Below are 25,313 nucleotides of genomic sequence, written 5' to 3'. Positions count from 1 at the left end.
TCAATGTTGAAACAGAACAAACGTGCCGCAGCCATCGGCATGGCGGCGGCGCTCGCCTGTGCCCCATTCGGCGCGCAGGCAGCCAATCCCATCGTGAAAGATATTTATACGGGCGACCCGGCCGCGCTGGTCGACAATGGCAGGGTGTACCTGTACGTCGGCCACGATGAAGCGAGCGCCACGGACCTTGACTACCGCATGCACGAGTGGCGCGTGTATTCCTCGTGCGACATGGCCAACTGGACGGATCACGGCTCGCCCGTGCGCTTTTCCACTTTTGCCTGGGCCGGCAAGGATGCGTGGGCGGGCGACATCGTCAAGCGCGACGGCAAGTACTATTTTTACTCGACCGTCGACCATAAAACCATCCCCGGCAAGGCCATCGGCGTGGCCGTGTCCGACAGCCCTACCGGACCGTTCGTCGATGCGCGCGGCAGCGCCCTGATCACGAACGACATGACAAAGCAGACGGCGATCCCGTGGGACGACATCGATCCGGCCGTCTTCATCGACACGGATGGCCAAGCCTACATTTACTGGGGCAACACGGTCTTGAAGTACGCCAAGCTGAAAGCGAATATGACGGAGCTGGACGGCCCGATCCTGACCTTCGGCATGGATGCGTTTACGGAAGCGGCGTATATGCACAAGCATGCGGGCACGTATTATTTATCGTACTCGCGCAACTTCCCCGAGGAAACGGCGTACTCGACGGGGCCCACGCCGACAGGTCCCTGGCATTTCCGCGGCACCATCATGGACAAGAATGCCATCGTAAAAACCATTCACCAGGCCATCATCGAATTCAACGGCAAGTCGTATATCTTCTATCACAACGACAAATTGCCCGGCGGCGGAGAGTACCGCCGCTCCGTGGCCGTGGAAGAACTGAAATACAAGCCGGACGGCACCATCGAATTCATCCATCAAACGGCCGGTCCGGCGGCCAACCCCAGCGCCGCTTGCAAGGCATCCTGAACGCTGCTTGACGATACACAAAAAGGAGACACACCGATATCTATAACATCGATATTGAGTTAGAAGCGATATCGATCATGATATGATTTATTCATGGATACCCTCAACCCCAACTGGTTCTTGCGAGCCCGCCTGAAGACGCGGCAATTGCTGCTGTTGATCGCCCTTGACGAGCAGCGCAACATCCACCGCGCGGCGGAAGAATTGCACATGACGCAGCCGGCCGCGTCCAAGCAAATCAAGGACCTGGAAGAGATGCTGGACGTGCGCCTGTTCGACAGGTTGCCGCGCGGCATGGAGCCGACCATCTACGGCGAGACGATGATACGCCACGCGCGCATGGCCTTGACGAGTCTGTCGCTGGCGCATGACGATATCGTCGCCCTGAAGTCGGGCTTGACGGGCCAGGTGGAAGTGGGGGTCATCATGACGCCGGCCATGGCCTTGCTGCCGCGCGCGATCGCCCGCATCAAGCAGCAGGCGCCGCTGATGCGCATCGGCGTGCACCTGGAGCACAGCAATACCCTGATGGACATGCTGCAGCACGGCACCCTGGATTTCATGATCGGGCGCATCCTGGAAAAGGAAAGCAGCGCCGGCCTGATCTACGAGGAATTGACGGAAGAGCCGGCCAGCGCCGTGGCGCGCAATGGCCATCCGCTGCTGTCGCGCAAGAATTTGCAATTGAAGGACCTTGCGGGCCAGCCGTGGATCTTGCCGCCGCAAGGCAGCATCCTGCGCCACCGCTTCGACATGATGTTCCGCCGCGCGGGCCAGGAACCGCCTGTGGACGTGGTCGACACGACCGCCTTGCTGTTGATCACGTCCTTGCTGCAGCAAACGGACTCGCTGCACGTGATGCCGACGGAAGTGGCGCATTATTACGAATCGTTGAACGTGCTGAGCATTTTGCCCATCGAGCTGCCGTGCAAGATGGATGCGTTCGGCATCATCCGCCAGCAGGATCATCTGTTGTCGCCGGGCGCGGACATGCTGTTAAAAGCGGTGCGCGCCACGGCTGCGGACATGTATTGACCCGACGGCTGAAGAGCTGGGGTCAGACCCGTCGGGTCTGACCCCGGATTTATGCTGAGTAATCCGGCACTAGCCCGGCGTGTTCATTCCGGCACTTCAAAGAAAAACAGCTGCACCAGCCGGCCATTCTCCGGCGTATCGCCAAACACATTGCTGATCGAGTGAAAGTAATGGCCCTTGTAGACGATCAGGCGGTTGTGGCGCATGGGCACTTCCAGCAGGGCTTGCCAACTGTCGCGCTGTTCCTGCAAGTCGTTGAATTTCTGTACTTTACTGTTCGGCAGCCAGCGTTTCTGGAAATCCTTGAAGCTGGCGTAGCCGCCCGCCTTGACGTCCGCCTCGGGCAGTCTCCGGTACCAGCCGCTGGGCTGGTGGCGCCAGAAGGTGGTGCCGCCCTGGCACTGCTCGGGCGGGTTCAGATACAGCACGCCCGCATAGAAATTGAAATTGTTGCCCGTCTCATTGTCCACGTGGATATCCGTGCGCGCCATGGCGTCCGCATAGCTGAGGCGGTACGAGCCATTATCGGGCGAAATGAAACGGATGGGGCGGCCCAGGGCCGTGGCGATGCGCTCCATGATGGCTTGGCTGGGCTGGCCCGCCGTCTGGCTGCCCGGATAGTTTTGTCCCGCGTAGCGCTGCTGCTCGAACGGCAACGCCAGCGCCTGCGCGCGCCAGGCGGCCGGGTCGGGCAAGAAATCGTCGAGGATGTGCAAGTCCGTTTCGCGGATAAAATCGTGCAGGGTGTCCGCGACATTGAGCGGCGTCAATGCTTCCGCCTGTTCCGCTTGCGGGTTGGCAAAGCCGATACAGCACGTTTGCGCCAGCGCCGGATGCAGCGCCAGGCCTTGCGCGTAGCGGGCCAGCGCCAGTTCCTGCTGTCCCGTGCGGTAATACAGCTCCGCCAGGCCCTGCAAGGTTTGCCAACGCTGTGGACGCAGGGCGTGGGCCCGTTCCAGTTCGGCGATGGTCTCCAGCAGACGCTGTTTTCCCATCAGCAATTCCGCATGGCTGATGGCGAAATCGTGCTCGTGCGGCGCCAGCCGCGCCGCCGTGGCGTAGCTGGCCAGCGCCGCCTCGCTGTCCGTGCCGCGCAGCACGTTGCCCAGGTTGTAGTGGAACAGGGCGTTGTCGGGCTGTTGCTTGAGCGACAGTTTTAACAGGCCCAGGCCGATGGCGCCCTGGCCCAATTCCAGCATGGCCAGGCCCTGGAAATGCTGCGCTTCGGCCAGGGCCGGGTCTTGCTTGTACGCGGCCTGGTAGGCATTGATCGCTTCGATCAGCTTGCCCGCCTGTTGCAGCCGTTGCCCGTTTGCCAGATGTTGTTCCGCCAGTGTCTGTTCGCCCATGTCGCTATCCCGATGCAATGTGGCGAACAGTGTAACCGAGGCCGTTCTACTGCGCCTGGTTGACGGGAATTTCTTCCCCATTCAATTTCACCGCCACCTTGACGATCTGCGCCTTGACCTGGTTGCTGGCCATGTCCGCTTCCTGGGCGTAGGCGTACACGACGATGGCGAAGTCCTTGTAGCCGCTGCGCGCCGCCTCGATCTTGCGGGCCGCATCCTGGTCCACCTTCAGCAGCGAATAGCCATCGCCATTCGTGAACGCCAGCTTGTAGTCGCCATTGTCGTACATGTAGTAATACGTGCCCGCTTCGGCGAACTTGGCCGGGAAGGCGGCCTTGTCCATGGCGTACGGCGACAGCGCGCCCTGGCCATTGATCTGGTAGCGCAGGTAGCGCCGGGTTTTCGCTTCGTTGACCTTGGCGTCGATCTGCGGTTTCAGGGCGTCGAGCACTTCCTGCTTGCGGAAGGCGTCGTTGCTGCCCGCATATTCGCGCGAGATGCGCTGCGCCACGGCCGCGTAGTCGGGCGGCACGCCGGACAGGGCGATGTAGCTGTACATCAACTGGTTGCCGCTGGTGATGTCGACATAGCTGGACGTTGGCGTGGCAGCGTCCGCTTGCGGCAGGCTGGCGGCGGTGGCCTTCACTTGCGCCTTGGCGGCCAGGTCCGCGACATTCGCGGCGACGGGGGCAGAAGCGGCTGGTGTGGCGTTATCCGTCTTGCCGCAGGCGGACAGGATCACGGCGATGGCGAGCAGGGCGGGGAGGGTACGTTGCATGATATTTCCTTCAAAATGAGTTAAACGGTAATGACGGGTTCAATTTTTAGAGTTATGAAAGTCACGGCAGCGCTGAAAACCGTAGCGAGCAAGCCCAATGCCGGGTTGAGTAGCGGAACCGTACTTTATGTACGGTGAGCAACGCCGACCCGGAAGTGGGCTGCGCAGTAGGTTTTCAGTGCTTGCCTCCTAAGCGCTTGTATTCGCCAAGGCCGTAGGCGGCCAGGACGATGGAAGACGCCAGCACCAGATAAAAGCCGATGCCGAACGAGAGCCCTTGCCACACCTGCCCCAGCATTTCGCTGGCCATCTGCTCGGCCATGCGGGCCGCGCGGCTGCCCATGATGCCGCCCATGGCGTTGCCCGCGTCGCTGACGGCGCCCTTGATCTTGATGAACAGCAAACTGCTGTGGATGACGATGAACAGCAGCGGCGCGCACTTGCCCAGCGCCGCTTTCGGGCTACTGCTGGCCATGGTGGCGCAGCAGGCGGCAATGGCCAGCAGGAAGAAGCATTGCGCCGAAGTAAAACCGCCGCCGCCATCGCGGGCAAAGCTTTCCAGGCTGTCCGCGGACAGGCCCAGCAACTGCCAGTAAGTGCGCGAGACGGAGGCGAACAAACGGATGCCGATGGTGTTGAAGACAAAGGCGCCGGCGATCAGCACGCCCAGGCTGGCCAGCACCTTGATGCCCAGGGCGGAGACGGCCTGGCCCCACAGCTGCTGGCCCTTGTCGCGCGCCAGTTTCGCCGCGCCGGCCATCTCTTCCTGCGCCAGTTGCTGCGTTGCCACGGCGCTGACTGTGTCGAGGCCGCCTGACTCGTTGAAACGCACGTCGACGACGGCGTTGATGGCGGGCGCCACGTCGGAGCGCCAGTGGGTAGCGACGTCGAAGGCATGTTGAATGCCGGCCACGCTGACGGAACCTTGTCCGCTGGCTTGGTAGGCGAGGATGCGGCCCCGTTGGCCGGTGGTGATTGCTGCTGGGCTGGATGCTTGCATGGGATTTCCCTGGTCACTGTCATGCTGTATTGCATGTACCCACGGATAACGGGGGCAGTTCAGGGAAATCCAAATTTATTTGAAATTATTTTTTGGGCGGCTGCATCATGTCCTTGGCGGCGCCCTGGTAATCTTTCATCAAGCCCATGAATGCGTCCTGCAAATGCCGGGCCGCATCCTGCGGCGGCGCGCCCGTGCGCCGCGCCAGGTCGAATTTATACGCATGGGCGGCCGTGTAGCCCGCCTGCGAGGCGGCGTCCAGCAGCGCGCCCGCCCGTTTCAGCGAGGCGGGGTCGCCCTTGACCATCAGCAATTCGGCCAGATAGGTCTGGGCAATCGGAAAGTCTTTCGCGGCCGCCTTTTCCAGCCACTGCATGCCGATCTTCGGCTGTTTGACGCCCGCGTCGCCGCCGCCGATGCCATAGCCGAGGGCCGTCAGCGCCACCAGGTCGCCGCCCCGCGCGCGCTTTTCCAGTTGCTGGCGGGGAAACGGGCGGGCCGCGATCTGCATGCGGATTTCATAGTTGATGTCTTGTAGCACGTTGCCGGGCCACACCTTGACGCCCGGTGTGGCCGGCTTCTCCATGGCTGGCGCTGGCGCGCGCATGCCGCTGTTGCCCGAGGCCAGCACGCCGGCGGGGGGCGGGCTGACACCCTTGCCGCTGCCCATGTTCAGCACCAGGCGCGCCGACGTTTCGCCGAACGAGACGCGGGGCTTTTGCACGTCGTGCGTCATGGCCGCGACGCGTGCCGCCACTTGCGAAAACACGTCGCCCATGGGCAAGCCCGGAGCGTCCAGCGCGTCGAGCAGGGCGCTCGTGTAGGGGCTGTTGCGCGAATCGGGCGACCAGAAATCGCGGGCCAGGGCGCCGGGACCGGCCGAATAGGCGATCACCACGCCCCGTGGCGCGGCCGTATCGGCAAAGCCGTGGCTGGCCGCGTTGCCGCCGGGAACCACCACCGCGCCGCCGCGCGTATATTCCTGGCGGCAAGCGTCGAGGATCAGCACGGCGCCGCGCGCGCCCGTGCGCTGCAAGTCGCCCGCCAGGCTGGAGACGGACACGCCCTGCGCGGCGATGGCGGACGCGCTCAGCGCATTCATGTTGGCGCCCAGCGGCAATACATAATTGGCTTCGCCCGCCTGCGCGCCGTGGCCCGCGTAAAACACGAGGGCGATATCGGCGCCGCGCGCCTGCGTGGAAAACTCGGCCGACGCCTTTTGCAGCTGCGCTGCATTGATGTCCGTGCGCAGCAGCACTTCAAAGCCCAGGCGGCGCAGGCGTTCGGCCATGGCGCGCGCGTCATTCACGGGATTTAACAGGGGTTGCGGATAGGCCGCGTTGCCGATCACCAGCGCGATGCGCTTGCCGGGACCGCTGGCGGCACTCCCCGTAGCCGCTTGCACGCCGTTACCGCAGAGTAAAAAGATGAGGCTGAAAAACAGGGAAATCAGGCGATGCATCGGCGTCTCGGGAATTGTCGTGAAAGTAACAAAAGTTAGCGATTTTGACGGTGATATGAGAAAATTGCTTAAATGCATTTTACCTTACTGACAAGTTTCTCTTGTCTGGCCAGCGTATTGCTTGTTTGCCGGTGCGCGTCGCCGCCGGCCAGTGGCGCGTGGCGCCCAACACACGATCGGACCGGCTGTGCAATCGGAACAATTTGAACGGATTCATGCTTTCTGGACCCGCCGCCCGCAGCTGACACAAGGCGAACTGGGCGAGTTTTACCAGCGCGTCATCGCCGCGCTGACCCCGTGCCGCCCGCGCGAAGCGGCGTCGCTGGGCGATTCCCTGGCCGATCTGCGCCACCAGTTCTTCATCGAAAAAGTCTTGCACAGCGACAGCGACGCCGCGCCCCACCACGTCGGCGCCCTGTTTTTGTACTTCAAGCGCTTCATCATCGACCAGCTGCGCAAGCAGCGTGACGACGACGATGCGGATGCGCAAGAGGGCTGCGAGCTGCGCGCCCCCGACGCCTATGCGGAACCGCTGCGCGACTACCAGCTTACGCCACAGCAAGTGCGCGAGGCGGCCGACAGTTTCATTACGACTTTGCCCCGCGATTTGATCTTGCTGCTGCGCCATTGCGGCTGCGGCGGCATGCCCGTCAAGGAACTGGCCGAGCAGATTGCCTCCGCGCACTACCACGGCGGCAAGCTGGGCCTGGTCCACAGGCAGAAGGGCGAGCCTGCCAGCGCGGGGCGCCAGGTGGTCGAGCCGGCCCACCGCGCCACCTTGCTGGGCAGCTGGGTCTTGAGCCTGCTCAAGCTGCGCGTGGGGGACTCCTTGGCCGCGCGCGACATGCAGGCGGCGCAAATAGTTTTGGATATTTTATGTGTGGCCGCGTTATCCCTGCACATGGACCCCGTGTCCACCCACCCGAATACTGATGAAAGGCCATCGGCATGACTGCATTGACGCCCACACTGGCCATCGTTGCCGCGCGCCTGCCGTCGCCACCGTCTTCCACCGACATGCTGGACGACGAGGTGGCGGGCGATACCCCCGACTGGCGCGACATTCCCGTGCCGGAACACGTGATGCAACGCTTCGCGCGCCGCAGCGACGCCGCACCGCTGGCAGCAAGGCCCATCGCCGGTGGACAGATTCACCTGCTGGCGCGCTGTCCCGGCTTCGGCGCCGTGCTGCTCGACGCCTGGGACAGCACGCGGCAGCGCTGGCGCGGCTGGCTCGTCACGCCGGACACGTCGTATGCGGACGCCTGCGGCCTCGTGGTCGAGGAGCGCGACGCGCCCGCCGACCCGCGCGCAGGCCTGGTGCTGTGCGACATGCCGGTGATCCTGGCCGTGACGGACCTGGGCGCCTGCCTGGGCGTGTTCAGCCAGGAGCGCCTGCAGGCGGCGCGCTGGCTGGAGCTGCATGGCCGCGCCAACGGGGCTACTAGCGCGCCGGGCGTGATCGCCCGCGTGGCCTTGCCGGGCGACGATTACGCCTTGACGGGCACGCCTTTGTCGAGCGAGCTGGGCAAGGATGGCCGCGTGGCGTACCGGCAATTGCTGCGCCAAGGGCTGCAGCAGTTGCAGATCGCTTCGGCCGATGCGCCGGCACCGGCAGCTAAGCCGGTGCCGGCGGCCAAGCAAGCTGCCAACGCCAGCCGCTGGCTCAAACTTGTCACGGCCGTGGCCGCCAGCGTGATGGTGGTGCAGTCGGCGTGGCTGTTCCTGCCGAAAGAGGGCGCCGTCGTCGGCAATGCGGAATTCCGCAATGGTGCTCCACAGCGCAGCGGCGTCGAGACGGGCGTGCGCACGCGCGTGCTGTTCCGCGCCGAGGCCACGGAGGCGGAAATCCGCACCTGGCTGCAGCGCGAGCAGCTGGAAATCGTCGCCGGCCCGGACACCCTGGGCGCCTTCACTGTGCTGTCGCGCAACCGCCAGAAAGTCTTGCCGCCGCCAGGTCCGGGCAATCCGCTGGCCGTGATCAATCCCTGACCCCGAAATAAGAGAAAGTTATCAAGTATGGCAACGTATAAGAATTTTGCATCTGCGCACGGGCGCAAACTGGCCATGGGCCTGGCCGCCGGCGTCCTGTTGACGGGCTGCGCCATGACGCCGAATGGCCGTGGCGGCGTGTTGATGGGCCTCGATACGGCCGAGCTGTTCGGCACGCCGATTTCCACCTTCCGCTTGCGCGATGGCACGGAAGGCACTTTGCGCAAGGATCCGAAGGGCAAGTATTCGATCAAGCTGTCGCAGGCTTTCCGCGTCGTGCCGCTGGACAAGGCCATCACGGCCCGCGTGGCGCGCGTGGAAAACGTGGGCGAGCGCACCGTGGTGATCGTCGAAACCCAGGAGCGCGGTTGCGCCTACCGCTATGAAGTACTGGCGTTCCAGGGCACGGACGTGCTGCAGTGGACGGTCGGCAATTGCAACGACCGTCCCCGCGTGGAACTGGCGGCCGATGGCAAATCGCTCAATATCGACTTCCCCAATTACAACCGCCTGGCACGCATGATTTACACGGACAGCCGTTTGCTCAACGCCAGCGTGTCCGTGCCGCCCGGCGTCGATACGCGCGCGCAGCCGTTTGCCGACGACGCTCTGCGCGCCGCCGGCCCCGTCATCGCCACCGTGCCGGGCAGCGACAGCGGGCGCGTGATTCCTGCCGCTCCGGCCGCCGCACCGGCAGCCGCCACCAAGCCCGCCACGCGCGCCACCGGCCGGAACCGCCGCCAGGTGGCGCAGGAAGCGCCCGCGCCAGCCCGCACCGTGCCTGGCGCCCCGGCAGCGGCAGCTCCGGCCGCGCGTGCCGGCGACAGCGCTTCGCGCGTGCCGGCCGCCATGAGTTTCCAGACGGAAGAAATCAAGCCCGTCGTCATCGATTTGAGGAAATAGGATGACCGCCAGCTTGCGCAGTCTGCAAATCCGGCAGACCTTGATCCTGATCGTCCTTACCATCGCGTATCTGTGCTTCGAGCTGGGCTTCAATGCCCGCCTGCTCGACGTGGTGGGGGGCAACGTCAAGCCGGAAGACGTGGAAGGGGTGGAATTCTATGGCCGCAGCCTGTCGGGCATCGCCGCCGCGCTGGTGGTGCTGCAACTGATGTGGCGTCGCCGGCTGAAGAACAATGGCAGCGGGCCGGGCTGGACCAAGATCCTCGTCTGCTGCGTGGTGACGGCCGGCGTCGTCTTCGGCGTGCTGAAAACCACGGTGAATGTGCTGGTCAATACGCGCGACGCGGAATTTCGCCGCATGGCCTTCAACACCACCTTGCTGCAGCGTTCGCTGGTAGGCGGCAGCTTGCAGCTGCAGGGCCTGGTTGACGATCCCACCCTGTTCGCCAAGCCGGAGGGGAAATCCTTCCTGGCCCTGTTCCCCTTCCTGGCCGTCTCGGTGCGGCATCTTGACGAGCGCATGGGACCGGCCAAGGAGCAGCTGGTGCGCGCCAACGTGCGCCAGGTGGCAGGCGGCCCGTCCGGCTACTATGACAAATATCAAGAAGCCATGCGCGAGCTGGCCGGCAAGTGGGAATTGTATGCGGGCATCATCCCCGACAGCGATGCCGGCTTGCGCGCCAAGCAGCAATCGTCGTGGCAGGAATACGTGAGCAGCCTGTCGCGGCGCGGCTGGCAGCCGCATTCGGTGCCGATGCGGCGCCAGGCTGCCGTCGTCAACAATGTGCGCAAGAAAGTGCCCGTGCCCGCCAACTGGCGTACCGACGATGAGCTGGGCTTCCGCGCCGCCGTCAAGCGCCGTTACGCGGCCGAGGCAGCCAGCAAGGGCGTCTCCGTGCGCGGCGAGCGCATCCCGCCGGGCTTGCCGTTTGCCGCTTTTGTCGCGCGCCCCGGCGTGCAGGCGGAATTGCGCGAAGCGTTGAAATTGCCGGCCAGCGCCACGGTGCAGGCCGCGTATGCGAGTCCGGCCGAGTTCGGCCGCCTGTTCGAGCAGTTCCTGGATCGCCAGACGGCGGAAAAACTGGTGGAATACCGTGCCAGCCGCACGGATTTTGAAGCGGGCGGCAGGTTCTTCCACGAAGGCAAGGAAGCGGCGCGCGCCGCCATCGTGCCGCCCGTGGCCCTGTTCTTCTCGCTGCTGGGCGCCATCGGCCACTTTTCCAAATTGCTGTACCTGATCGCGACCGTCGTACTATTGCTGCTGGCCATGCGCCGTGGCGAGCAGGCGGGCGCCGATGGACAGCTGAGCCGGCGCTCCGCCTGGATCGCCACGGGTGTGCTGGCGACGGCTTTTGCGGGCACCTGGGGCATGCTGTCGGTGCTGGACAACAACGTCACGCGTAGCGAGCTGTTCCGGCAAATGCTGGACTGGACGCGTCAGGGCGAGTCCGACAGCACGCGCTGGAATCTCGCCGGCAAGGCCATCCTGGCCAATATCACGCACGTCGTGGCGGTGGGGCAGGGCTACAGCTACCCCGTCAACGAAGCGATCCGCATCCATGTTTTGCAGGGAATTCACTATGGCTATCACCCGCAACAAAAATAAGGCGGCCGCGCTGGCCTTGCTGCTCTCCATAGCCAGCACGGCCGCGCAAGCCGATTGCCTGGGCATGAAGATGCATGCGCACCGCGGCGCCGGCAATGCGCCGGAAAACTCGCTGAGCGCGCTGCGCAACACGTATTTCGGCACCTGGGACGGCGTCGAGACGGATTTGCAGCTGCTGGGCGACGGCAGCTGGGTGGTGCACCACGACTTGCTGACGGGCAGAGTCGTCGACACGGGCTCGCCCCGCACCGTGAAACAATTGACGGCCGACGACTGGCGCGCCGCCAGCATGAAGAACCGCGGCGTGGCCACGCCGGAAACGCCGCCCTTCGTCACCGATGTCGCCGACCTGGCGACGGCTTTCCCGGCCAAGACCCTGAATGCGGAAATCAAGGATGTGGTGTCGTCGTGCGCGCCGATCGCCACCCTGGTGGGACAGTTGCGCGCGAACATCAAGCACGGCAACTGGTTTTTGACGTCGGGCGTGCCGAACAACCTGGCGTGCGCGCGCCGCGCCGATCCGCAGGGTTACCTGGGCCTGCTCGTGTTTGACGCGCGCAATGCGCAGGCGGCCGGCGCCAACCGGGTCAGCCGCTATATCGCGAAAAATGCCCGCCCGCCCAAGCTGGACAAGCCGTGGCTGCAGCGTGTGCAGCAACAGATCGGCATGCCCACCGGCGTGCATGTGGATGCGCGCAGCCTGGACGCCAATCCGAATCTGCTGGCTGATGCCGCCAGCCTGAACATGCCCGTCTTCGTGTACGCCGTCGATGGCGACTCGGCCCTGGCCGCGTCCCTGCTGCGCGCCCAGCAGCGCAGCCACCGCTGGCCCAGCGGCGTCATTCTTGACGGCAATCCCGAGACGTTTTGTGCGATGATGAAGTAAGCGTTTTTACTTGCCGAGAGACCATGCCATGACCCTGCCGCAACCCGACCCCGCCGCCGCGCTGGCCCGTAGCGCCATCGGCGCCATGTTCTTTTCCCTGTTTGGCGGCCTGTGGGTGGCCGCCTGGTGCGTGCAGACGTATGGCGCGCATCCGCTCAGGCTGCTGCCGGTCGCCGGCGTCACCGTCCTGCTGTTCATGCTGGCGTGGCGCCAGTTCCGGCGCCACCGCGCCGCGCATGCGGCGGCGGAACAATCGCCGGAAGCGAAACGCGTGGGGCGGCTGTTCAATATTGTGAACGCCGGGCAATGGATCGCCATCTTCATCGTCGGCAACGTCCTGAAAAACATGGGCTTGCAGGCGTGGTTCATTCCCGCGGTCATTCTCATCGTGGGCCTGCATTTCTTCCCGCTGGCCTGGCTGTTCAAGGCGCGCCGCCACCTGGCCATCGGCATGGCCCTGTGCGTGTGGGCCATCGGCTATCCGCTGACCGTGCGCCATGGCCCCATGCACCCCATCGGCTGCCTCGGTGCCGGCCTGATCCTGTGGGTGGCGGCCCTGTCCGCCGTGCGCGCCGGTTTTGCCGTGCAGCAAAGCGCCTTGCAAGCCCAGAAATAGCTGTATCCGACGGCCCGCGCAGGGCCGTTTTTGCCCCGTTTTTGCCTTTTTCCTGCCGCATTCCTGCCTCTTTTTTGCGCATCGCAGCATCGATAATGTTTGCATCGCGCGCGCGACTGGCTTATAAATGTAATCGATTACATTTTATTGAGCACCTTCATGCCGCCAGCCGTTCCATCACCTTTGCCGACAGAAACCGTCTCCATCAGCGCCGTCGCCGCGCATGCGGGCGTGTCGGTGGCCACCGTGTCGCGCGTGATGAACGAGCAGGCCGGGGTGCGGGCGCCCACGCGCGACAAGGTGCTCGCTTCCGTGGCGGCCCTGGGCTACCGCATGAACCATCTGGCGCGCAGCCTGCGCACGGCCGAGAGCCGCATGCTGCTGACCATGGTGCCCGACGTGGGCAACCCGTTTTATGCGCAGATCGTGCGCGGCATCGACACGGTGGCGCGCGAACACGGCTATTTCGTGTTGCTGTGCGACACGGGCGCCGACGCGGGCCGCGAGCGCTCGTATTTCGACTTGCTGCGCATGCACCGCGCCGACGGCGCCATCTGCCTCGATCCGGACACGGTGCAGCATGCCTTGTCGCATGAATCCGTCAGCCTGCCGTGGGTGGCGTGCTGCGAATTCGACCCTGCCGTGGCCGTGCCCTATGTCGGCATCGACAACCACCGGGCCGCCTCCGACGCCGTCGCGCATCTGCTGGCGCGCGGCCATACGCGCATCGGCCTGATCAACTCGGATGAACGCTATCTGTACGCGCGGCAACGCCAGCAAGGCTATCTGGACACCCTGGCGGCGGCCGGCCTGCCCGTGCAGCCGCAGTGGGTGCACACCGTGCAAAGCCTCGATTACGAAGCGGGCACGGCCGCCACCTTGCGGATGATGGCCCAGCCCGACGCGCCCACGGCCATCTTTGCCGTCTCCGACACCCTGGCCATTGGCGTGCTGAGCGCGCTGCGCCAGCTGAACAAGCGCGTGCCGGAAGACGTGGCCGTGATCGGCTTCGACGATATCGCCATCGCCGCGCAGATCGATCCGGGCCTCACCACCATCGCCCAGCCCATGCGCGAGCTGGGCGAGACGGCGGCGAGACTGTTGCTGCAGCGCTTGGCGGACCCGGCGGCACAGGTGCCGGGCGTGTTGCTTAACCATAACTTGGTCTTGCGAGGGAGTGCATAGTGAGCGTTGCCGTCGGTTTCGAGGGGGTGTGCAAGGATTTCGGCCCCGTGCGCGTCTTGCATGGCGTCAGTTTCAACCTGGCGCCGGGGCGCGTGTATGGCTTGCTGGGAGAAAACGGCGCCGGCAAGTCGACCCTGATGAAAATCCTCGCCGGCTACGAGGCGGTGAGCGAAGGGCAGCTGTTGATCGATGGCCAGCCCCGGCGCTTTGCCAGTTCGCGCGCGGCGGAATCGGCCGGCATCGTGCTGATCCATCAGGAATTCAACCTGGCCGAGCACCTGACGGTGGCGCAAAACATGTTTTTGGGCCACGAGCAGACGCGCGGCTGGCTGCTCGACGAGGCCGCCATGCGGGAAGAGGCGTCGCGCTACCTGAAACAGGTGGGCCTGGACGTGTCGCCCGAGACGAAAATCCGCGATTTGATTGTGGCTGAAAAGCAACTGGTGGAAATCGCCAAGGCCCTGTCGCGCCGCGCCCGCTTCCTGATCATGGATGAACCGACGGCCACCCTGACGTCGTCGGAAACCCAGCGCCTGTTCGCCGTGATGGCGCAGCTGAAAGCGGACGGCGTGACGATTCTCTACATTTCCCACAAGCTCGATGAAGTGGAACGCAACACGGACGAGGTCATCGTCATGCGCGACGGGCGTTTCGTCACGCGCGAACCGACGGCCAGCCTCACGCGCCAGCAGATGGCGAACCTGATGGTGGGGCGCGAGTTGTCGGACATGTTCCCGGCGAAAGTGGCGCTGGCGCCGGATGCGCCCGTGCTGTTGAAGGTCGAGGGACTCAGCGTACCCGGCTGGTCGAAAAACCTGTCGTTCGAGGTGCGGGCCGGCGAAGTGCTGGGCTTTGCGGGCCTGGTGGGGGCGGGGCGCACGGAATCGTTCGAGGCGCTGTTGGGTTTGCGTCCGCGCAGCGCGGGGTTGATCTATCTCAATGGCCAGCCCGTGGACATCCGCACGCCCAAACAGGCCATGCAGCATGGCATGACGTATTTGAGCGAAGACCGCAAGGGCAAGGGCTTGCACGTGAACCTGGGCTTACGCGAAAACCTCACCCTGATGACGATGGAGCGCTATGCGCGGCCGTGGCTGGACGTGAAAGCGGAAAAGGAGGCGCTGGCCAAGGCGGTGCTGGACTTCAATATCCGCACGGGCGACCTGGACAGCCGCGCGCGCATGCTGTCGGGCGGCAACCAGCAAAAGCTGGCGCTGGCGAAATACCTGCATTCGGACCCCAGGGTCGTGGTATTGGACGAGCCGAGCCGCGGCGTGGACGTGGGTGCCAAGCGCGACATTTACTTTTTGATCCACCGCCTGGCCGCCGAAGGGCGCGCCGTGATCGTGATTTCATCCGAACTGATCGAATTGATCGGCCTGTGCCACCGGGTCGCCGTGATGCGCGCCGGCACCTTGCAAGCCACCCTGTCTGCTGACCACCTGACCGAAGAGGAGTTGATTGCCCATGCAACCGGCACGCACTGACACCACTGTCTCCACCGGCGCCCCCGGCGCCAGCATCGCCAGACTGGGCGCGCGCATCAAGGGCTTCGGCCCCGTGCTGGGCCTGTTATCCCTGTGCATCGCGGGCACCTTGCTCAATGGCGACTTCGCCACCCTGGACAACCTGATGAACGTGCTCACGCGCACGGCTTTTATTGGCATCATCGCCGTCGGCATGACCTTCGTCATCATTTCCGGCGGCATCGATCTGTCCGTCGGCTCGATGGCGGCCCTGATCGCCGGCTGCATGATTTATTTCATGAATGCGCTGGCGCAAGGGGCGGGCGGCGACCTGGCGCCCATCACCATGCTGATGCTGGGCATCGCCATGGCATTGATCCTGGGCGCCGGCTTTGGCCTGATGCATGGTCTTTTAATTAGCAAGGGCAATATCGAACCGTTCATCGTAACCCTGGGCACCCTGGGCATCTTCCGCGCCGTCTTGACGTACCTGGCCGATGGCGGCGCGCTGACCCTGGACGCCACCCTGTCCGAGCTGTACAGCCCCGTCTACTACACGAGCGTGCTGGGCGCGCCTATCCCCATCTGGATTTTCCTCTTCGTCGCGGCGGCCGGCGCCATCATCCTCAACCGCACGACGTTCGGCCGCCATGTGCAGGCGATTGGTTCCAACGAGCAAGTGGCGCGCTATGCGGCCATCAACGTCGACAAGGTGAAAATTGCCACCTACATGCTGCTGGGCGTGTGCGTGGGCATCGCCACCGTGCTGTACGTGCCGCGCCTGGGCTCGGCCACGCCCACGACGGGCTTGCTGTGGGAACTGGAAGCCATCGCCGCCGTCGTCGTGGGCGGCACGGCCCTGAAAGGGGGCGAGGGGCGCATCGTCGGCACCGTCATCGGCGCGATTTTATTATCCGTGATCAGCAACATCCTGAATTTGACCAGCATCATCAGTGTCTACCTGAATGCCGCAGTGCAAGGCGTGGTGATCATCGCCGTCGCCTTCCTGCAGCGAGGCCGCAAATAAAACAAGAGCGGCGTTCTGAAAGGGCGGCCACCGGGCGCCCACAACCTTGGAGGAGAGCAGCATGAAGAGCTTTATACGGGTAGCAGGGATGGCAGTGCTGGTGATGCAGGCGTGGGCGCTGCCGGGTGCGCAAGCGGCAGAAAAGCTGGTGGTCGGCGTGGCCATTCCCACGGCCACGCACAGCTTTACCTCGGGCATCGTGTGGTGGGCCAACCAGGCCAAGGTGGAGCTGGAAAAAGCCCATCCGGGGCTGAAAATCATCGTCAAGACGGCCGCCACGGCGCCTGAACAGGCGAACCAGCTGCAGGACATGTTGACGGTGAACAAGATCAACACGCTCGTCATCTTCCCCATCGAATCGGCCTCGCTGACGCAGCCCGTCGCCCAAGTGAAAAACAAGGGCGTGTACGTGACGGTGGTGGACCGCGGCTTGACGAACACGCAGTCGCAGGATGCGTACATTGCGGGCGACAACACGGCCTTCGGCAAGCTGCCGGCCGAATACCTGGCGAAAAGCCTGAATGGCAAGGGCAATATCGTCGCGCTGCGCGGCATGCCGACGACGCTCGACAACGAGCGCTATGACGCATTTTCCGCCGTGATGAAGGGCCATCCCGACATCAAGGTGCTGGACGCCAAGTATGGCAACTGGAACCGCGACGACGCCTTCAAGGTCATGCAGGATTACCTGACCCGCTTCAAGCATATCGACGCCGTCTGGGCTGCCGATGACGACATGGCCATCGGCGTGCAAAAGGCCATCGCGCAAGCGAAGCGCACGGACATCAAGCAAGTGTTCGGCGGCGCGGGCGCGAAGGGTGCCGTGAAGAAGATCATGGACGGTTCCGACCCGTTGATCGTGGCCGACGTGTCGTATTCGCCCAAGTTCATGTACGACGCCATCAAGCTGACGACGGAAGCGCGCCTGAAAGGTGATAAATTGCCGGCCAACACGATCATCCCGTCGGTGCTGATCACGCGCGAGAACGCCAAGCAGTTCTACTTTCCGAACTCGCCTTTTTAAACCGAACCTCCCCCGGGGCCAGATTCCCGGGGGCCAAAGGATACCCATGAAAACCATCCAGGGCCCGGCCATCTTCCTGGCCCAGTTTCTCGGCGACGAGCCGCCGTTCGACTCGCTCGAGCACCTGGCGCAATGGGCGGCCGGCCTGGGCTACAAGGGCTTGCAGCTGCCAACGGCGCCGCGATTGTTTGATCTGGAACAAGCGGCCAGCAGCCAGCAGTATTGCGACGACGTGGTCGCCCTGCTGGCGCGCCACGGCTTGCAGGTGACGGAATTGTCGACGCATTTGCAGGGCCAGCTGATCGCCGTGCATCCCGCCTACGACGCCCTGTTCGACGGCTTTGCGCCGGAACAGGTGCGCGGCGATCCCGCCGCCCGCACGGCCTGGGCCACGCAGCAGCTGCTGTGGGCGGCCACCGCCTCGCAGCGCCTGGGCTTGCAGGCGCACGTGACGTTTTCCGGCGCGCTGGCCTGGCCGTACCTGTATCCATGGCCGCAGCGCCCCGCCGGCCTGGTGGAAACGGCGTTCGCGGAATTGGCCAGGCGCTGGCTGCCCATCCTCGACGCGTTTGACGCGGCCGGCGTGGACCTGTGCTACGAATTGCATCCGGGCGAGGACTTGCACGATGGCGTGACGTTCGAGCGTTTCCTGGCCGCCGTCAACGACCACCCGCGCGCATCCATCTTGTACGACCCCAGCCACTTCGTGCTGCAGCAGCTCGACTACCTGGCCTTCATTGACATTTATCATGCGCGCATCAAGGCCTTCCACGTCAAGGATGCGGAATTCCGACCGAACGGGCGCCAGGGCGTGTATGGCGGCTATGGCGACTGGCAAGACCGGGCCGGGCGCTTCCGTTCGCTGGGCGACGGGCAGATCGATTTCAAGGCCATCTTTTCCAAGATGGCGCAGTACGATTTCCCCGGCTGGGCCGTGCTGGAGTGGGAATGCTGTCTGAAACACCCGGAGGATGGCGCGGCCGAAGGGGCGCGTTTCATCCGCGAGCACATCATCCACGTGGCGCAGCACGCGTTCGATGATTTCGCGGGCAGTGCGGTTGACCAGGATCAAATTCATCACTTGCTAGGCTTGAAATAGGGAGACAACATGCAGCGACGGATACGCTTGGGCATGGTAGGGGGCGGGCAGGGCGCATTCATCGGCGCCGTGCACCGCATCGCGGCGCGCATCGACGACCAGTATGAGCTGGTAGCGGGCGCCCTGTCGTCCGACCCGCAGCGCGCGCGCGACAGCGGCGCCGCGCTGCACCTGGCGCCGGAGCGTTGCTACAGCGATTACCGCGCCATGGCGCAGGCGGAAGCCGCGCGCGCGGACGGCATCGAGGCCGTGGCCATCGTCACGCCGAATCATTTACATGCGCCCGTCGCCACGGCGTTCCTGGAAGCGGGCATCCACGTGATCTGCGACAAGCCGCTGGGTATTTCGTTGGCGGAAGGCCGGGCGCTGGCGGCGCTGGCGCAGCAGAAAAATCTGCTGTTTGCGCTCACGCATACCTACAGCGGCTACCCGCTGCTGCGCCACGCCAGGGCCATGGTCGAGGCGGGCGACATAGGCGAACTGCGCCTCGTGCAGGTGGAGTATTCGCAGGATTGGCTGGCCGATGCCATCGCGGCGGGCGGCATGAGCGAAGGCAACTGGCATAACGATCCGCAGAAGGCGGGGCCGGGCGGTGTGCTGCTCGACGTGGGCTTGCACGCGTATCACCTGGCGCAATTCGTCAGCGGCTTGACGCCGCAGCAGGTGCTGGCGGAATTGTCGACCTTTGTTCCCAACCGCACCCTGGACGACCACGTGCAGGTGATGTTGCGCTACGCGAATGGGGCGAAAGGCACCCTGTGGGCCAGCCAGGTGGCGACCGGTTGCGAAAACACGGTGCGCCTGCGCCTGTTCGGCAGCAAGGCGCAGCTGGACTTTGATCAGGAACAACCGAACGAGCTGTGGTTCACGCCGCAGGGCGGCAACCGCCAGCTGCTGCGCCCGGGGCGGGTCGACAGCGCGGCCGCGCGCCACGCCACGCGCGTGCCGGCAGGCCATCCGGAAGGGTATCTGGAAGCGTTCGCCCAGCTGTACCTGGATGCGGCCTTGCGCATCCGCGCCCTGCAAGCTGGCTTGCCCGTGCCCGAGGAAGCGGGCTGGCTGCCGACCGTCACCGACGGCGTGGCGGGCCTGGCCTTTGCGGAAGCCGTGCTGCGCAGCCATGCGGATGGCGGCCGCTGGACGACCCTGGCAAGCTGACTGTTAAACTGGAGGCATGAGCGCGCCTCCCTTTACCATCACGATCGTCCCGCAAGGCTGGCAATTCCCGGCCGATGCGGGCAGTACCATCCTGGCTGCCGCCGAGCTGGCCGGCATCCGCCTGCTCAGCTCCTGCCGCAACGGCACCTGCCGCACGTGTATCTGTCACATGCCCGAAGGAAAGATACGCTACACGGTGGACTGGCCCGGCATCAGCCCCGATGAACGGCTCGACGGCTACATCTTGCCCTGCGTGGCCGTGGCGGACAGCGATGTCACCATCCAGGCGCGCGCCGTGCGCACGGGCAATTAGTTCACGACGGCTTGCCACCCTTGAGGCGCTGCAGCAGCGCGTCCACGCTGTCGCTGACGGGCAAGCCGTGGCGGCGCAGCAATTGCACGTGCAAGACGAGGTTTTCCAGCACCAGCTTGGCCGCCACGGCCAGCAAGGCCAGGTTGCGGTCTTCCGGGCTGAAACTTTCCATCGCGTCGGCCATCTCGCACAGGTGATTGGCGATCAGCCCGCGCAATTCCTGCTCGTCGAAGGGCAAGTCGGCAAAATCGATGGGATCGGCCACTTCCACTTCCTGCATCAGCACCGCTAGTTCTTCCGGGGTAATCGTCATGCCTGGCCTCCTTGTGTGCTTGCCTCTATTTTAATTGTATTGGCCGCAAAGGGGACTAGAATGAGTCCAGGCCGATGACGTCGAAGGCAGCATGGCGAAATTGCACTTTACGCAACAACTGGCGCGTTTCCTCGACGTTCCTGCCGTGGAGGTGGATGCGCCACGCCTGCGCGCCGCCCTCGATGCCGCGTTTGCCCGGCAGCCGCGCCTGCGCGGCTACGTACTCGACGAGCAGGGCGCCTTGCGCCCCAATGTGGTGATCTTCATCGACGGCGCCCGCTGCCGCGAGCGGCGCATGCTCGACGACGCCTTGCGGCCCGACAGCCAAGTGTATATCTTGCAGGCACTTTCCGGAGGTTGACGCCATGACAGCAGTCCCGCAGCGCGCGTATCTCGGCACCCGCAAGGGCCTGTTCCAGTTCGATGTCGATGCGGCCGGCGCCTGGCAGCTGGCGCTGGTGCAGTTTGCCGGCGATCCCGTCTCCATGCTGCTGCACGACGGCCGCGACGGCGCCCTGTACGCGGCCCTGAACCTGGGGCACTTCGGCGCCAAGCTGCACCGGCGCGACGCGGGCAGTGGCGAATGGAAAGAAGTCGCCGTGCCCGCCTATCCCGCCAAGCCGGAAGGCAGCACGGATACGGTGGACTGGACCTTGCGCCAGATCTGGTCGCTGGCGGCCGGCGGCGCGGACCAGCCCGGCGTGCTGTGGGCGGGCACCCTGCCTGGCGGCCTGTTTCGTTCCAGCGACCGCGGCGACAGCTGGCAGCTGGTGGAATCCCTGTGGAACGTGCCGCAGCGGGCGCAGTGGTTTGGCGGCGGCTATGACGTGCCCGGCATCCACAGCATCTGCGTCGATCCGCGCGACAGCGCCAAGGTGCTGGTGGGCGTGTCCTGCGGCGGCGTGTGGCAAACGGTCGATGGCGGCGCCAGCTGGGCCTTGAGCGCGACGGGCATGCGCGCCGATTACATGCCGCCCGAACTCGATGAAAACGAAGCCGTGCAAGACCCGCACCGCATCGTGCGCAGCGCCGGCGCGCCGGAGGCGCTGTGGTGCCAGCACCATAACGGCATCTGGCGCTCGGAAGATGCCGGCTGGCACTGGCAAGAGGTGACGACGGCGCCGCTGTCGCATTTCGGCTTTGCCGTGGCCGTGCATCCGCGCGACGGTGACACGGTCTGGTTCGTGCCGGCGCAGGCGGACGTGCTGCGCATTCCCATCGACGGCGCGCTGGCCGTGACGCGCACGCGCGATGGCGGGAAAACTTTCGAAGTCTTGCGCGCGGGCTTGCCGCAGCAGCATTGCTACGACCTCATCTACCGCCACGGGCTGGCGCTGGCCGACGATGGGCGCAGTCTGTTGATGGCGTCGACGACGGGCGGCGCCTGGTTTTCAGGCGACGGGGGCGAACACTGGCAGACCATTTCCGCCCACTTGCCGCCCGTTTATGCCGTCTGTTTTGCCACGCCGTAATAGCACAGGAAGATATCGACGGCCAGTTCCGTCACTTCGCGCCGGCGTGCCGGGCCCAGCAAAGGCTCGCCCAGGGTGATCTGCGGCCAGAAGGCAAAGGTTTTCAAGGGCGACATCAGCAGGTGCGCCACTTCCAGCGTTTCGCCCGCCTTGATGCGCCCGTCCTGCTGCGCCGCGCGGATCCAGATATTCAGGCCCGTTTCCTTTTCATTCAGGCGCGTCACCATCGCTTGCGCGCGCGCGGGCGAGTGGATGGTTTCGCCAAAGATCACGCGCGCCAGGTCGATGAACGCCGGATCGCACAGCAAGTCCATCTTTTGCTCGACCAGGGCCAGCACTTGCGGCCGCAGGGGCTGGTCGGCAACATAGGGCACGGCAGGCTGGGCCATGCTGCTTTCCCACATGCGCTGCAGGATTTCCGCGAACAGCTCGTCCTTGCTGGGGAAATGGTTGTACACGGTGCGCTTGGATACGGCAGCCGTGGCGGCGATCTTGTCCATGCTGGTCGCATCAAAACCGTGCTCGCGGAACTCGGCGATGGCGGCATCGACGATGGCGACGCGCTTGCGGTCGGTGAGGCGTTGCGGTGCGGCCATGGCGGGAAATCTCCTTTGAAAACAATATTTTACACCTCTTGGTTTACTTTGCCAGAAATAGGAACTACACTGTGTAGTGTAATTTAACCCTTGTTAATTCTTTGTCGGGCCGCATATGCACTTGCACCGAGTCGCACGTCGTCTCTTATCCTTGGGAGTCCTGATCATCATGAGTTCTTGCACCTTGCGCGCCGCGCCTGCCGCGCCCATAGAATCGCCACAACGCCTCGACGGCAAGTTCCGCAACCCCGTGCAAATGCACAAGCTGGGCACGGCCGCAACGCTCAAGCTGATGTGGACGTTTTTCTTCGATAAGCCCGACAGCACCGTGCCGGCCGTAGCCGTACCCGTGCAAGCCTTGACCCGGGCGCAACTGCTGGCCGCGCCCGACAACAGCCTGTTTCGCCTGGGCCACTCGACCTTGCTGCTGAAACTGAACAATGAATTCTTCCTCACCGACCCCGTGTTTTCCGAGCGCGCTTCGCCGGTGCAGTGGGCCGGGCCGAAGCGTTTCCACCAGCCGCCCATCAGCATCGCCGACTTGCCGCCGATCAAGGCCGTCATCCTGTCGCACGACCATTACGACCACCTCGACCACGCTGCCGTGCTGCAACTGGCCGCCAAGACGGAGCATTTTGTGACGCCGCTGGGCGTGGGCGATACCCTGGTGGCATGGGGCGTGCCGAAGGATAAGGTACGGCAATTCGACTGGTGGCAAGGCACGACGATTGTCGGCGTGAAACTCGTCGCCACGCCGTCGCAGCATTTTTCGGGACGCGGCTTGTTTGACGGCAATCAAACCCTGTGGGCCTCGTGGGTCATCGACGCGCCGGAGGTGCGCGTGTTTTTCAGCGGCGACTCCGGCTATTTCGACGGTTTCAAGCAGATCGGCGACAAGTACGGCCCGTTCGACGTGACCATGATCGAGACGGGCGCCTACGACAAGCTGTGGCCGGACGTGCACATGCAGCCGGAACAGACCTTGCAAGCCCACCTGGACTTGCGCGGCAAATGGTTGATGCCCGTGCATAACGGCACCTTCGACCTGGGGCTGCACGCCTGGCATGAACCGTTCGACCGCATCGCGGGGCTGGCGGCCAAGCAGGGCGTGAACCTGGCCACGCCGCAGATGGGCGAGGCGGTCGACCTGGCGCAGCCGACGAAGGGGAAGAAGTGGTGGCTGGCGATGCTGGAAGAGGAGATGGCGAAGTAGGCTCGCCCTACGCCGTCACGTCGATCAGGCGTCCCACCGTCTGGCCATAGCCGTTCAGCTGGGGCGTGCTTTTCGGCGCGGCGGGGATGGCTTGTTGCGGCACGGCCACTTTGATCGCCTGGTCCAGCTGCGGCGCCTTGACGGCGGCCGGGGCATCGGCCTGGGCTTGCTGGCTGCTGCGCTGGGTCTGGCTCAGCGATTCCTGTTCCCGCGCCAGCAGCTGGCGGCTTTGCGCCAGCTGTTCGCTGTCGCGCTGTACCTGGTTCTGGCCTTGTTCGACCCGGCGTTGCGCCGTGGCCAGCGAGGCTTGCAAGTTGTTGACGGAGCTTAGCGTGACCACATTGTTCACCTTTGAGAGTATGTCCAGGCGTGCAGGGATGGGGGAAGCCCGGACCGATGTGCTGTGCCAGGCATCATTGTCCGAACATGCCAAGCGGTAATCTTTACCTGAATCAAGAGTAGGACAAATTCTCGCACAGTTCCAGTGAATTATGTTTTCTTGATAATGCTATCGTGCGCGCTGTGTGTTGCCGCAGCGGCATGCCGGCGCTGGCGAGACACTTGTCAAAGTGAGTACCCGCTGTCGCTTGTGGCCCTTGTTTGTCTGCCATCACGGATGCCGTGCCGGGAAGAGGGAAAACGTGGTCGCATTTAAAACGTTGCTTTTTAAATAGTCAATGTGTTGTTGTTTTTCTACCGTGTCTGCGCACGCGAATGCGCGGTCTGTTTGGCGCTCTGGGCTATAATTGACGGTCAGAGTTGGTTTCTTTTGCCATACAGACAGGTAGTTAACATGAATCTCAAGAGCCTCGCAATTGCCCTCGGCATGTCGAAAACGACAGTCAGCAGGGCGTTGAACGGCTATCCGGAAGTCAATTCCCGCACCCGTGAAATCGTCCTGGCCGCCGCCAAGAAAGTCGGCTACCGGCCCAACCCGCTGGCGCGCAGCCTGGCCGTCGGCCGCACCAATGTGCTGGGCATGATCTATCCGCTGCTGCCCAGCGACCTGGGCGACAGCGTCTTTCTTTCCGTGGTGAATGGCATGTCGGATGCCGTCGAAGCGTCGAAGATGAGTTTGATCATCGCCCCCGTGTCGCCGCAGAATGAACAGCCCTCGTATGAAACCATGGTGCGCGGGCGCCAGGTCGATGGCCTCGTGGTGGGCCGCACCAAGGTGGTCGACGAGCGCATCGCGTATTTGACGAAAGTGGGCTTTCCCTTTGTCGCGAATGGCCGCACGCGCATCGACGCGCCGTATGCATATTTCGATTACGACAACGACACGGGCATCGACCTGGCCGTGTCGTTCCTGGCGGCGCATGGCCACCAGCGCATCGCCCTGCTGAGCGCGCCGCTGGAGCTGCATTTTGCTTATGAGCGCAAGGAAAGCTTTATCCGCTGCATGGCGCAAGCGGGCTTGCCGGTCGATCCCCACTATTTGCTCGACAATACTTTCGACCGCCGCAGCGGTTACCAGGCCATGCAGCAATTGCTGGCTTGCTCGCCCCGTCCCACGGCCGTCATCGTCGACAATCACTTGTCCGGCGTGGGCGTGGTGCGCGCGCTGATGGATGCGGGCATCGAGATCGGCAAGGAAATCTCCGTCATCGTCTGGGGCAATGTGGAAGACACCTTGATCGGCATCAACGTCACCACCATCGACCAGCCCGACCTGCGCCGCGCCGGCGCGAAGATGGTGGAAATGCTGCAATCCCTGCTGGCCGGCACGCCGCCGGAACGGCTGCAGGAAATCTGGCAACCGGTGCTGTTGCCGGGGGCGACGGTGGGGCGTTGCCCTGAATGAAAAAAAACGCAGAGCCGAGGCTCTGCGTTTTCATTTCA

26 protein-coding genes are annotated in these 25,313 nt (G+C 64.1%); 19 read left to right on the top strand and 7 right to left on the bottom strand.

Annotated elements, in window-relative coordinates:
* Positions 1-3: 3 nt before the first annotated feature.
* Entirely contained in the window at positions 4-978 is a 975-nt protein-coding gene (locus OX460_RS19335) for a glycoside hydrolase family 43 protein (RefSeq protein ID WP_289899608.1), read from the top strand.
* Between the two features lie 93 nt (positions 979-1,071).
* Entirely contained in the window at positions 1,072-2,013 is a 942-nt protein-coding gene (locus tag OX460_RS19330) for a LysR family transcriptional regulator (protein ID WP_034752932.1), read from the top strand.
* Between the two features lie 83 nt (positions 2,014-2,096).
* On the opposite strand, the gene OX460_RS19325 is transcribed toward OX460_RS19330, so the two are convergent.
* From OX460_RS19325 to OX460_RS19310, 4 genes are all read right to left on the bottom strand, one after another.
* Positions 2,097-3,362 (bottom strand): DUF6445 family protein, encoded by a 1,266-nt coding sequence (locus OX460_RS19325; protein WP_289899607.1) that lies wholly within the window; start codon positions 3,360-3,362, stop codon positions 2,097-2,099.
* A 46-nt stretch (positions 3,363-3,408) separates the two neighbouring features.
* Positions 3,409-4,140 (bottom strand): hypothetical protein, encoded by a 732-nt coding sequence (locus tag OX460_RS19320; protein WP_289899606.1) that lies wholly within the window; start codon positions 4,138-4,140, stop codon positions 3,409-3,411.
* A 175-nt stretch (positions 4,141-4,315) separates the two neighbouring features.
* Positions 4,316-5,140: a hypothetical protein gene (locus OX460_RS19315; protein WP_289899605.1), complete on the bottom strand. Its 825-nt coding sequence runs from the start codon at positions 5,138-5,140 to the stop codon at positions 4,316-4,318.
* Between the two features lie 85 nt (positions 5,141-5,225).
* Entirely contained in the window at positions 5,226-6,602 is a 1,377-nt protein-coding gene (locus OX460_RS19310) for a caspase family protein (protein ID WP_289899604.1), read from the bottom strand.
* A gap of 187 nt (positions 6,603-6,789) precedes the next feature.
* Between OX460_RS19310 and OX460_RS19305 the strand changes: the two genes are divergently transcribed.
* The 13 genes from OX460_RS19305 (at position 6,790) to OX460_RS19245 (ending at position 19,877) form a co-directional block, all read left to right on the top strand.
* The gene (locus tag OX460_RS19305; protein ID WP_289899603.1) at positions 6,790-7,554 is read left to right on the top strand and encodes a hypothetical protein; all 765 of its coding nucleotides are present in this window, start codon (positions 6,790-6,792) and stop codon (positions 7,552-7,554) included.
* On the top strand, positions 7,551-8,594 hold the full coding sequence (locus OX460_RS19300; RefSeq protein ID WP_289899602.1) for a hypothetical protein: 1,044 nt from the start codon (positions 7,551-7,553) through the stop codon (positions 8,592-8,594). The genes OX460_RS19305 and OX460_RS19300 overlap by 4 nt, the downstream gene beginning before the upstream one ends.
* 75 nt (positions 8,595-8,669) lie before the next feature.
* Positions 8,670-9,497 carry a hypothetical protein gene (locus tag OX460_RS19295; RefSeq protein ID WP_289899601.1) on the top strand — a complete coding sequence of 276 codons (828 nt, stop codon included), beginning with the start codon at positions 8,670-8,672 and terminating at the stop codon, positions 9,495-9,497.
* Position 9,498: 1 nt separating this feature from the next.
* The gene (locus tag OX460_RS19290) at positions 9,499-11,103 is read left to right on the top strand and encodes a hypothetical protein (protein WP_289899600.1); all 1,605 of its coding nucleotides are present in this window, start codon (positions 9,499-9,501) and stop codon (positions 11,101-11,103) included.
* The gene (locus OX460_RS19285; RefSeq protein WP_289899599.1) at positions 11,078-11,989 is read left to right on the top strand and encodes a glycerophosphodiester phosphodiesterase family protein; all 912 of its coding nucleotides are present in this window, start codon (positions 11,078-11,080) and stop codon (positions 11,987-11,989) included. Before OX460_RS19290 ends, OX460_RS19285 begins: the two co-directional genes overlap by 26 nt.
* Positions 11,990-12,017: 28 nt before the next feature.
* On the top strand, positions 12,018-12,605 hold the full coding sequence (locus OX460_RS19280) for a hypothetical protein (protein WP_099665844.1): 588 nt from the start codon (positions 12,018-12,020) through the stop codon (positions 12,603-12,605).
* Between the two features lie 159 nt (positions 12,606-12,764).
* On the top strand, positions 12,765-13,790 hold the full coding sequence (locus tag OX460_RS19275) for a LacI family DNA-binding transcriptional regulator (protein ID WP_099665843.1): 1,026 nt from the start codon (positions 12,765-12,767) through the stop codon (positions 13,788-13,790).
* Positions 13,790-15,277: a sugar ABC transporter ATP-binding protein gene (locus tag OX460_RS19270; RefSeq protein ID WP_289899598.1), complete on the top strand. Its 1,488-nt coding sequence runs from the start codon at positions 13,790-13,792 to the stop codon at positions 15,275-15,277. The genes OX460_RS19275 and OX460_RS19270 overlap by 1 nt, the downstream gene beginning before the upstream one ends.
* Positions 15,258-16,283, top strand: coding sequence for an ABC transporter permease (locus tag OX460_RS19265; protein ID WP_289899597.1), 1,026 nt, complete (start codon positions 15,258-15,260; stop codon positions 16,281-16,283). The genes OX460_RS19270 and OX460_RS19265 overlap by 20 nt, the downstream gene beginning before the upstream one ends.
* Positions 16,284-16,371: 88 nt before the next feature.
* Positions 16,372-17,307: a substrate-binding domain-containing protein gene (locus tag OX460_RS19260; RefSeq protein WP_289899774.1), complete on the top strand. Its 936-nt coding sequence runs from the start codon at positions 16,372-16,374 to the stop codon at positions 17,305-17,307.
* 46 nt (positions 17,308-17,353) lie between these two features.
* Positions 17,354-18,406, top strand: a complete 1,053-nt coding sequence (locus OX460_RS19255; protein WP_289899596.1) for a sugar phosphate isomerase/epimerase — start codon at positions 17,354-17,356, stop codon at positions 18,404-18,406.
* Between the two features lie 9 nt (positions 18,407-18,415).
* Positions 18,416-19,564, top strand: coding sequence for a Gfo/Idh/MocA family oxidoreductase (locus OX460_RS19250; protein ID WP_289899595.1), 1,149 nt, complete (start codon positions 18,416-18,418; stop codon positions 19,562-19,564).
* A gap of 16 nt (positions 19,565-19,580) precedes the next feature.
* Positions 19,581-19,877, top strand: coding sequence for a 2Fe-2S iron-sulfur cluster-binding protein (locus OX460_RS19245; RefSeq protein WP_289899594.1), 297 nt, complete (start codon positions 19,581-19,583; stop codon positions 19,875-19,877).
* Between the two features lies 1 nt (position 19,878).
* Here OX460_RS19245 and OX460_RS19240 read toward each other — a convergent pair whose 3' ends face one another.
* Positions 19,879-20,190, bottom strand: a complete 312-nt coding sequence (locus OX460_RS19240) for a hypothetical protein (RefSeq protein ID WP_070258491.1) — start codon at positions 20,188-20,190, stop codon at positions 19,879-19,881.
* Between the two features lie 91 nt (positions 20,191-20,281).
* On the opposite strand from OX460_RS19240, the gene OX460_RS19235 reads away from it, so the two are divergent.
* Together OX460_RS19235 and OX460_RS19230 are read left to right on the top strand one after the other, a co-directional pair.
* Complete coding sequence (locus OX460_RS19235) at positions 20,282-20,551, top strand: MoaD/ThiS family protein (RefSeq protein ID WP_289899593.1); 270 nt, start codon at positions 20,282-20,284, stop codon at positions 20,549-20,551.
* Between the two features lie 4 nt (positions 20,552-20,555).
* Positions 20,556-21,662 (top strand): exo-alpha-sialidase, encoded by a 1,107-nt coding sequence (locus OX460_RS19230; protein WP_289899592.1) that lies wholly within the window; start codon positions 20,556-20,558, stop codon positions 21,660-21,662.
* On the opposite strand, the gene OX460_RS19225 is transcribed toward OX460_RS19230, so the two are convergent.
* Positions 21,635-22,258 carry a TetR/AcrR family transcriptional regulator gene (locus OX460_RS19225; RefSeq protein WP_099665834.1) on the bottom strand — a complete coding sequence of 208 codons (624 nt, stop codon included), beginning with the start codon at positions 22,256-22,258 and terminating at the stop codon, positions 21,635-21,637. The genes OX460_RS19230 and OX460_RS19225 overlap by 28 nt on opposite strands.
* 169 nt (positions 22,259-22,427) lie before the next feature.
* On the opposite strand from OX460_RS19225, the gene OX460_RS19220 reads away from it, so the two are divergent.
* Positions 22,428-23,471: an MBL fold metallo-hydrolase gene (locus OX460_RS19220; RefSeq protein WP_289899591.1), complete on the top strand. Its 1,044-nt coding sequence runs from the start codon at positions 22,428-22,430 to the stop codon at positions 23,469-23,471.
* Positions 23,472-23,478: 7 nt separating this feature from the next.
* Here OX460_RS19220 and OX460_RS19215 read toward each other — a convergent pair whose 3' ends face one another.
* A complete protein-coding gene (locus OX460_RS19215) occupies positions 23,479-23,811 on the bottom strand; it encodes a hypothetical protein (protein WP_143451403.1) in 333 nt (110 codons plus the stop codon).
* Positions 23,812-24,264: 453 nt separating this feature from the next.
* On the opposite strand from OX460_RS19215, the gene OX460_RS19210 reads away from it, so the two are divergent.
* Positions 24,265-25,275 carry a substrate-binding domain-containing protein gene (locus OX460_RS19210; protein WP_077398629.1) on the top strand — a complete coding sequence of 337 codons (1,011 nt, stop codon included), beginning with the start codon at positions 24,265-24,267 and terminating at the stop codon, positions 25,273-25,275.
* The last annotated feature ends 38 nt before the right edge of the window (positions 25,276-25,313 follow it).

The organism is Janthinobacterium sp. SUN033 (assembly GCF_030397595.1).
GTDB lineage: Bacteria > Pseudomonadota > Gammaproteobacteria > Burkholderiales > Burkholderiaceae_D > Janthinobacterium > Janthinobacterium kumbetense.
This window is presented reverse-complemented; position numbering and strand designations above follow the sequence as displayed.

What these genes read in the sequence shown, in the direction of transcription:
- OX460_RS19335 (WP_289899608.1), top strand. Translation starts at nt 4, where the DNA reads ATGTTGAAACAGAACAAACGTGCCGCAGCCATCGGCATGGCGGCGGCG.
- OX460_RS19330 (WP_034752932.1), top strand. Translation starts at nt 1,072, where the DNA reads ATGGATACCCTCAACCCCAACTGGTTCTTGCGAGCCCGCCTGAAGACG.
- OX460_RS19325 (WP_289899607.1), bottom strand. Translation starts at nt 3,362, where the DNA reads ATGGGCGAACAGACACTGGCGGAACAACATCTGGCAAACGGGCAACGG.
- OX460_RS19320 (WP_289899606.1), bottom strand. Translation starts at nt 4,140, where the DNA reads ATGCAACGTACCCTCCCCGCCCTGCTCGCCATCGCCGTGATCCTGTCC.
- OX460_RS19315 (WP_289899605.1), bottom strand. Translation starts at nt 5,140, where the DNA reads ATGCAAGCATCCAGCCCAGCAGCAATCACCACCGGCCAACGGGGCCGC.
- OX460_RS19310 (WP_289899604.1), bottom strand. Translation starts at nt 6,602, where the DNA reads ATGCATCGCCTGATTTCCCTGTTTTTCAGCCTCATCTTTTTACTCTGC.
- OX460_RS19300 (WP_289899602.1), top strand. Translation starts at nt 7,551, where the DNA reads ATGACTGCATTGACGCCCACACTGGCCATCGTTGCCGCGCGCCTGCCG.
- OX460_RS19295 (WP_289899601.1), top strand. Translation starts at nt 8,670, where the DNA reads ATGGGCCTGGCCGCCGGCGTCCTGTTGACGGGCTGCGCCATGACGCCG.
- OX460_RS19290 (WP_289899600.1), top strand. Translation starts at nt 9,499, where the DNA reads ATGACCGCCAGCTTGCGCAGTCTGCAAATCCGGCAGACCTTGATCCTG.
- OX460_RS19285 (WP_289899599.1), top strand. Translation starts at nt 11,078, where the DNA reads ATGGCTATCACCCGCAACAAAAATAAGGCGGCCGCGCTGGCCTTGCTG.
- OX460_RS19280 (WP_099665844.1), top strand. Translation starts at nt 12,018, where the DNA reads ATGACCCTGCCGCAACCCGACCCCGCCGCCGCGCTGGCCCGTAGCGCC.
- OX460_RS19275 (WP_099665843.1), top strand. Translation starts at nt 12,765, where the DNA reads ATGCCGCCAGCCGTTCCATCACCTTTGCCGACAGAAACCGTCTCCATC.
- OX460_RS19265 (WP_289899597.1), top strand. Translation starts at nt 15,258, where the DNA reads ATGCAACCGGCACGCACTGACACCACTGTCTCCACCGGCGCCCCCGGC.
- OX460_RS19260 (WP_289899774.1), top strand. Translation starts at nt 16,372, where the DNA reads ATGGCAGTGCTGGTGATGCAGGCGTGGGCGCTGCCGGGTGCGCAAGCG.
- OX460_RS19255 (WP_289899596.1), top strand. Translation starts at nt 17,354, where the DNA reads ATGAAAACCATCCAGGGCCCGGCCATCTTCCTGGCCCAGTTTCTCGGC.
- OX460_RS19250 (WP_289899595.1), top strand. Translation starts at nt 18,416, where the DNA reads ATGCAGCGACGGATACGCTTGGGCATGGTAGGGGGCGGGCAGGGCGCA.
- OX460_RS19245 (WP_289899594.1), top strand. Translation starts at nt 19,581, where the DNA reads ATGAGCGCGCCTCCCTTTACCATCACGATCGTCCCGCAAGGCTGGCAA.
- OX460_RS19240 (WP_070258491.1), bottom strand. Translation starts at nt 20,190, where the DNA reads ATGACGATTACCCCGGAAGAACTAGCGGTGCTGATGCAGGAAGTGGAA.
- OX460_RS19235 (WP_289899593.1), top strand. Translation starts at nt 20,282, where the DNA reads ATGGCGAAATTGCACTTTACGCAACAACTGGCGCGTTTCCTCGACGTT.
- OX460_RS19230 (WP_289899592.1), top strand. Translation starts at nt 20,556, where the DNA reads ATGACAGCAGTCCCGCAGCGCGCGTATCTCGGCACCCGCAAGGGCCTG.
- OX460_RS19225 (WP_099665834.1), bottom strand. Translation starts at nt 22,258, where the DNA reads ATGGCCGCACCGCAACGCCTCACCGACCGCAAGCGCGTCGCCATCGTC.
- OX460_RS19220 (WP_289899591.1), top strand. Translation starts at nt 22,428, where the DNA reads ATGAGTTCTTGCACCTTGCGCGCCGCGCCTGCCGCGCCCATAGAATCG.
- OX460_RS19210 (WP_077398629.1), top strand. Translation starts at nt 24,265, where the DNA reads ATGAATCTCAAGAGCCTCGCAATTGCCCTCGGCATGTCGAAAACGACA.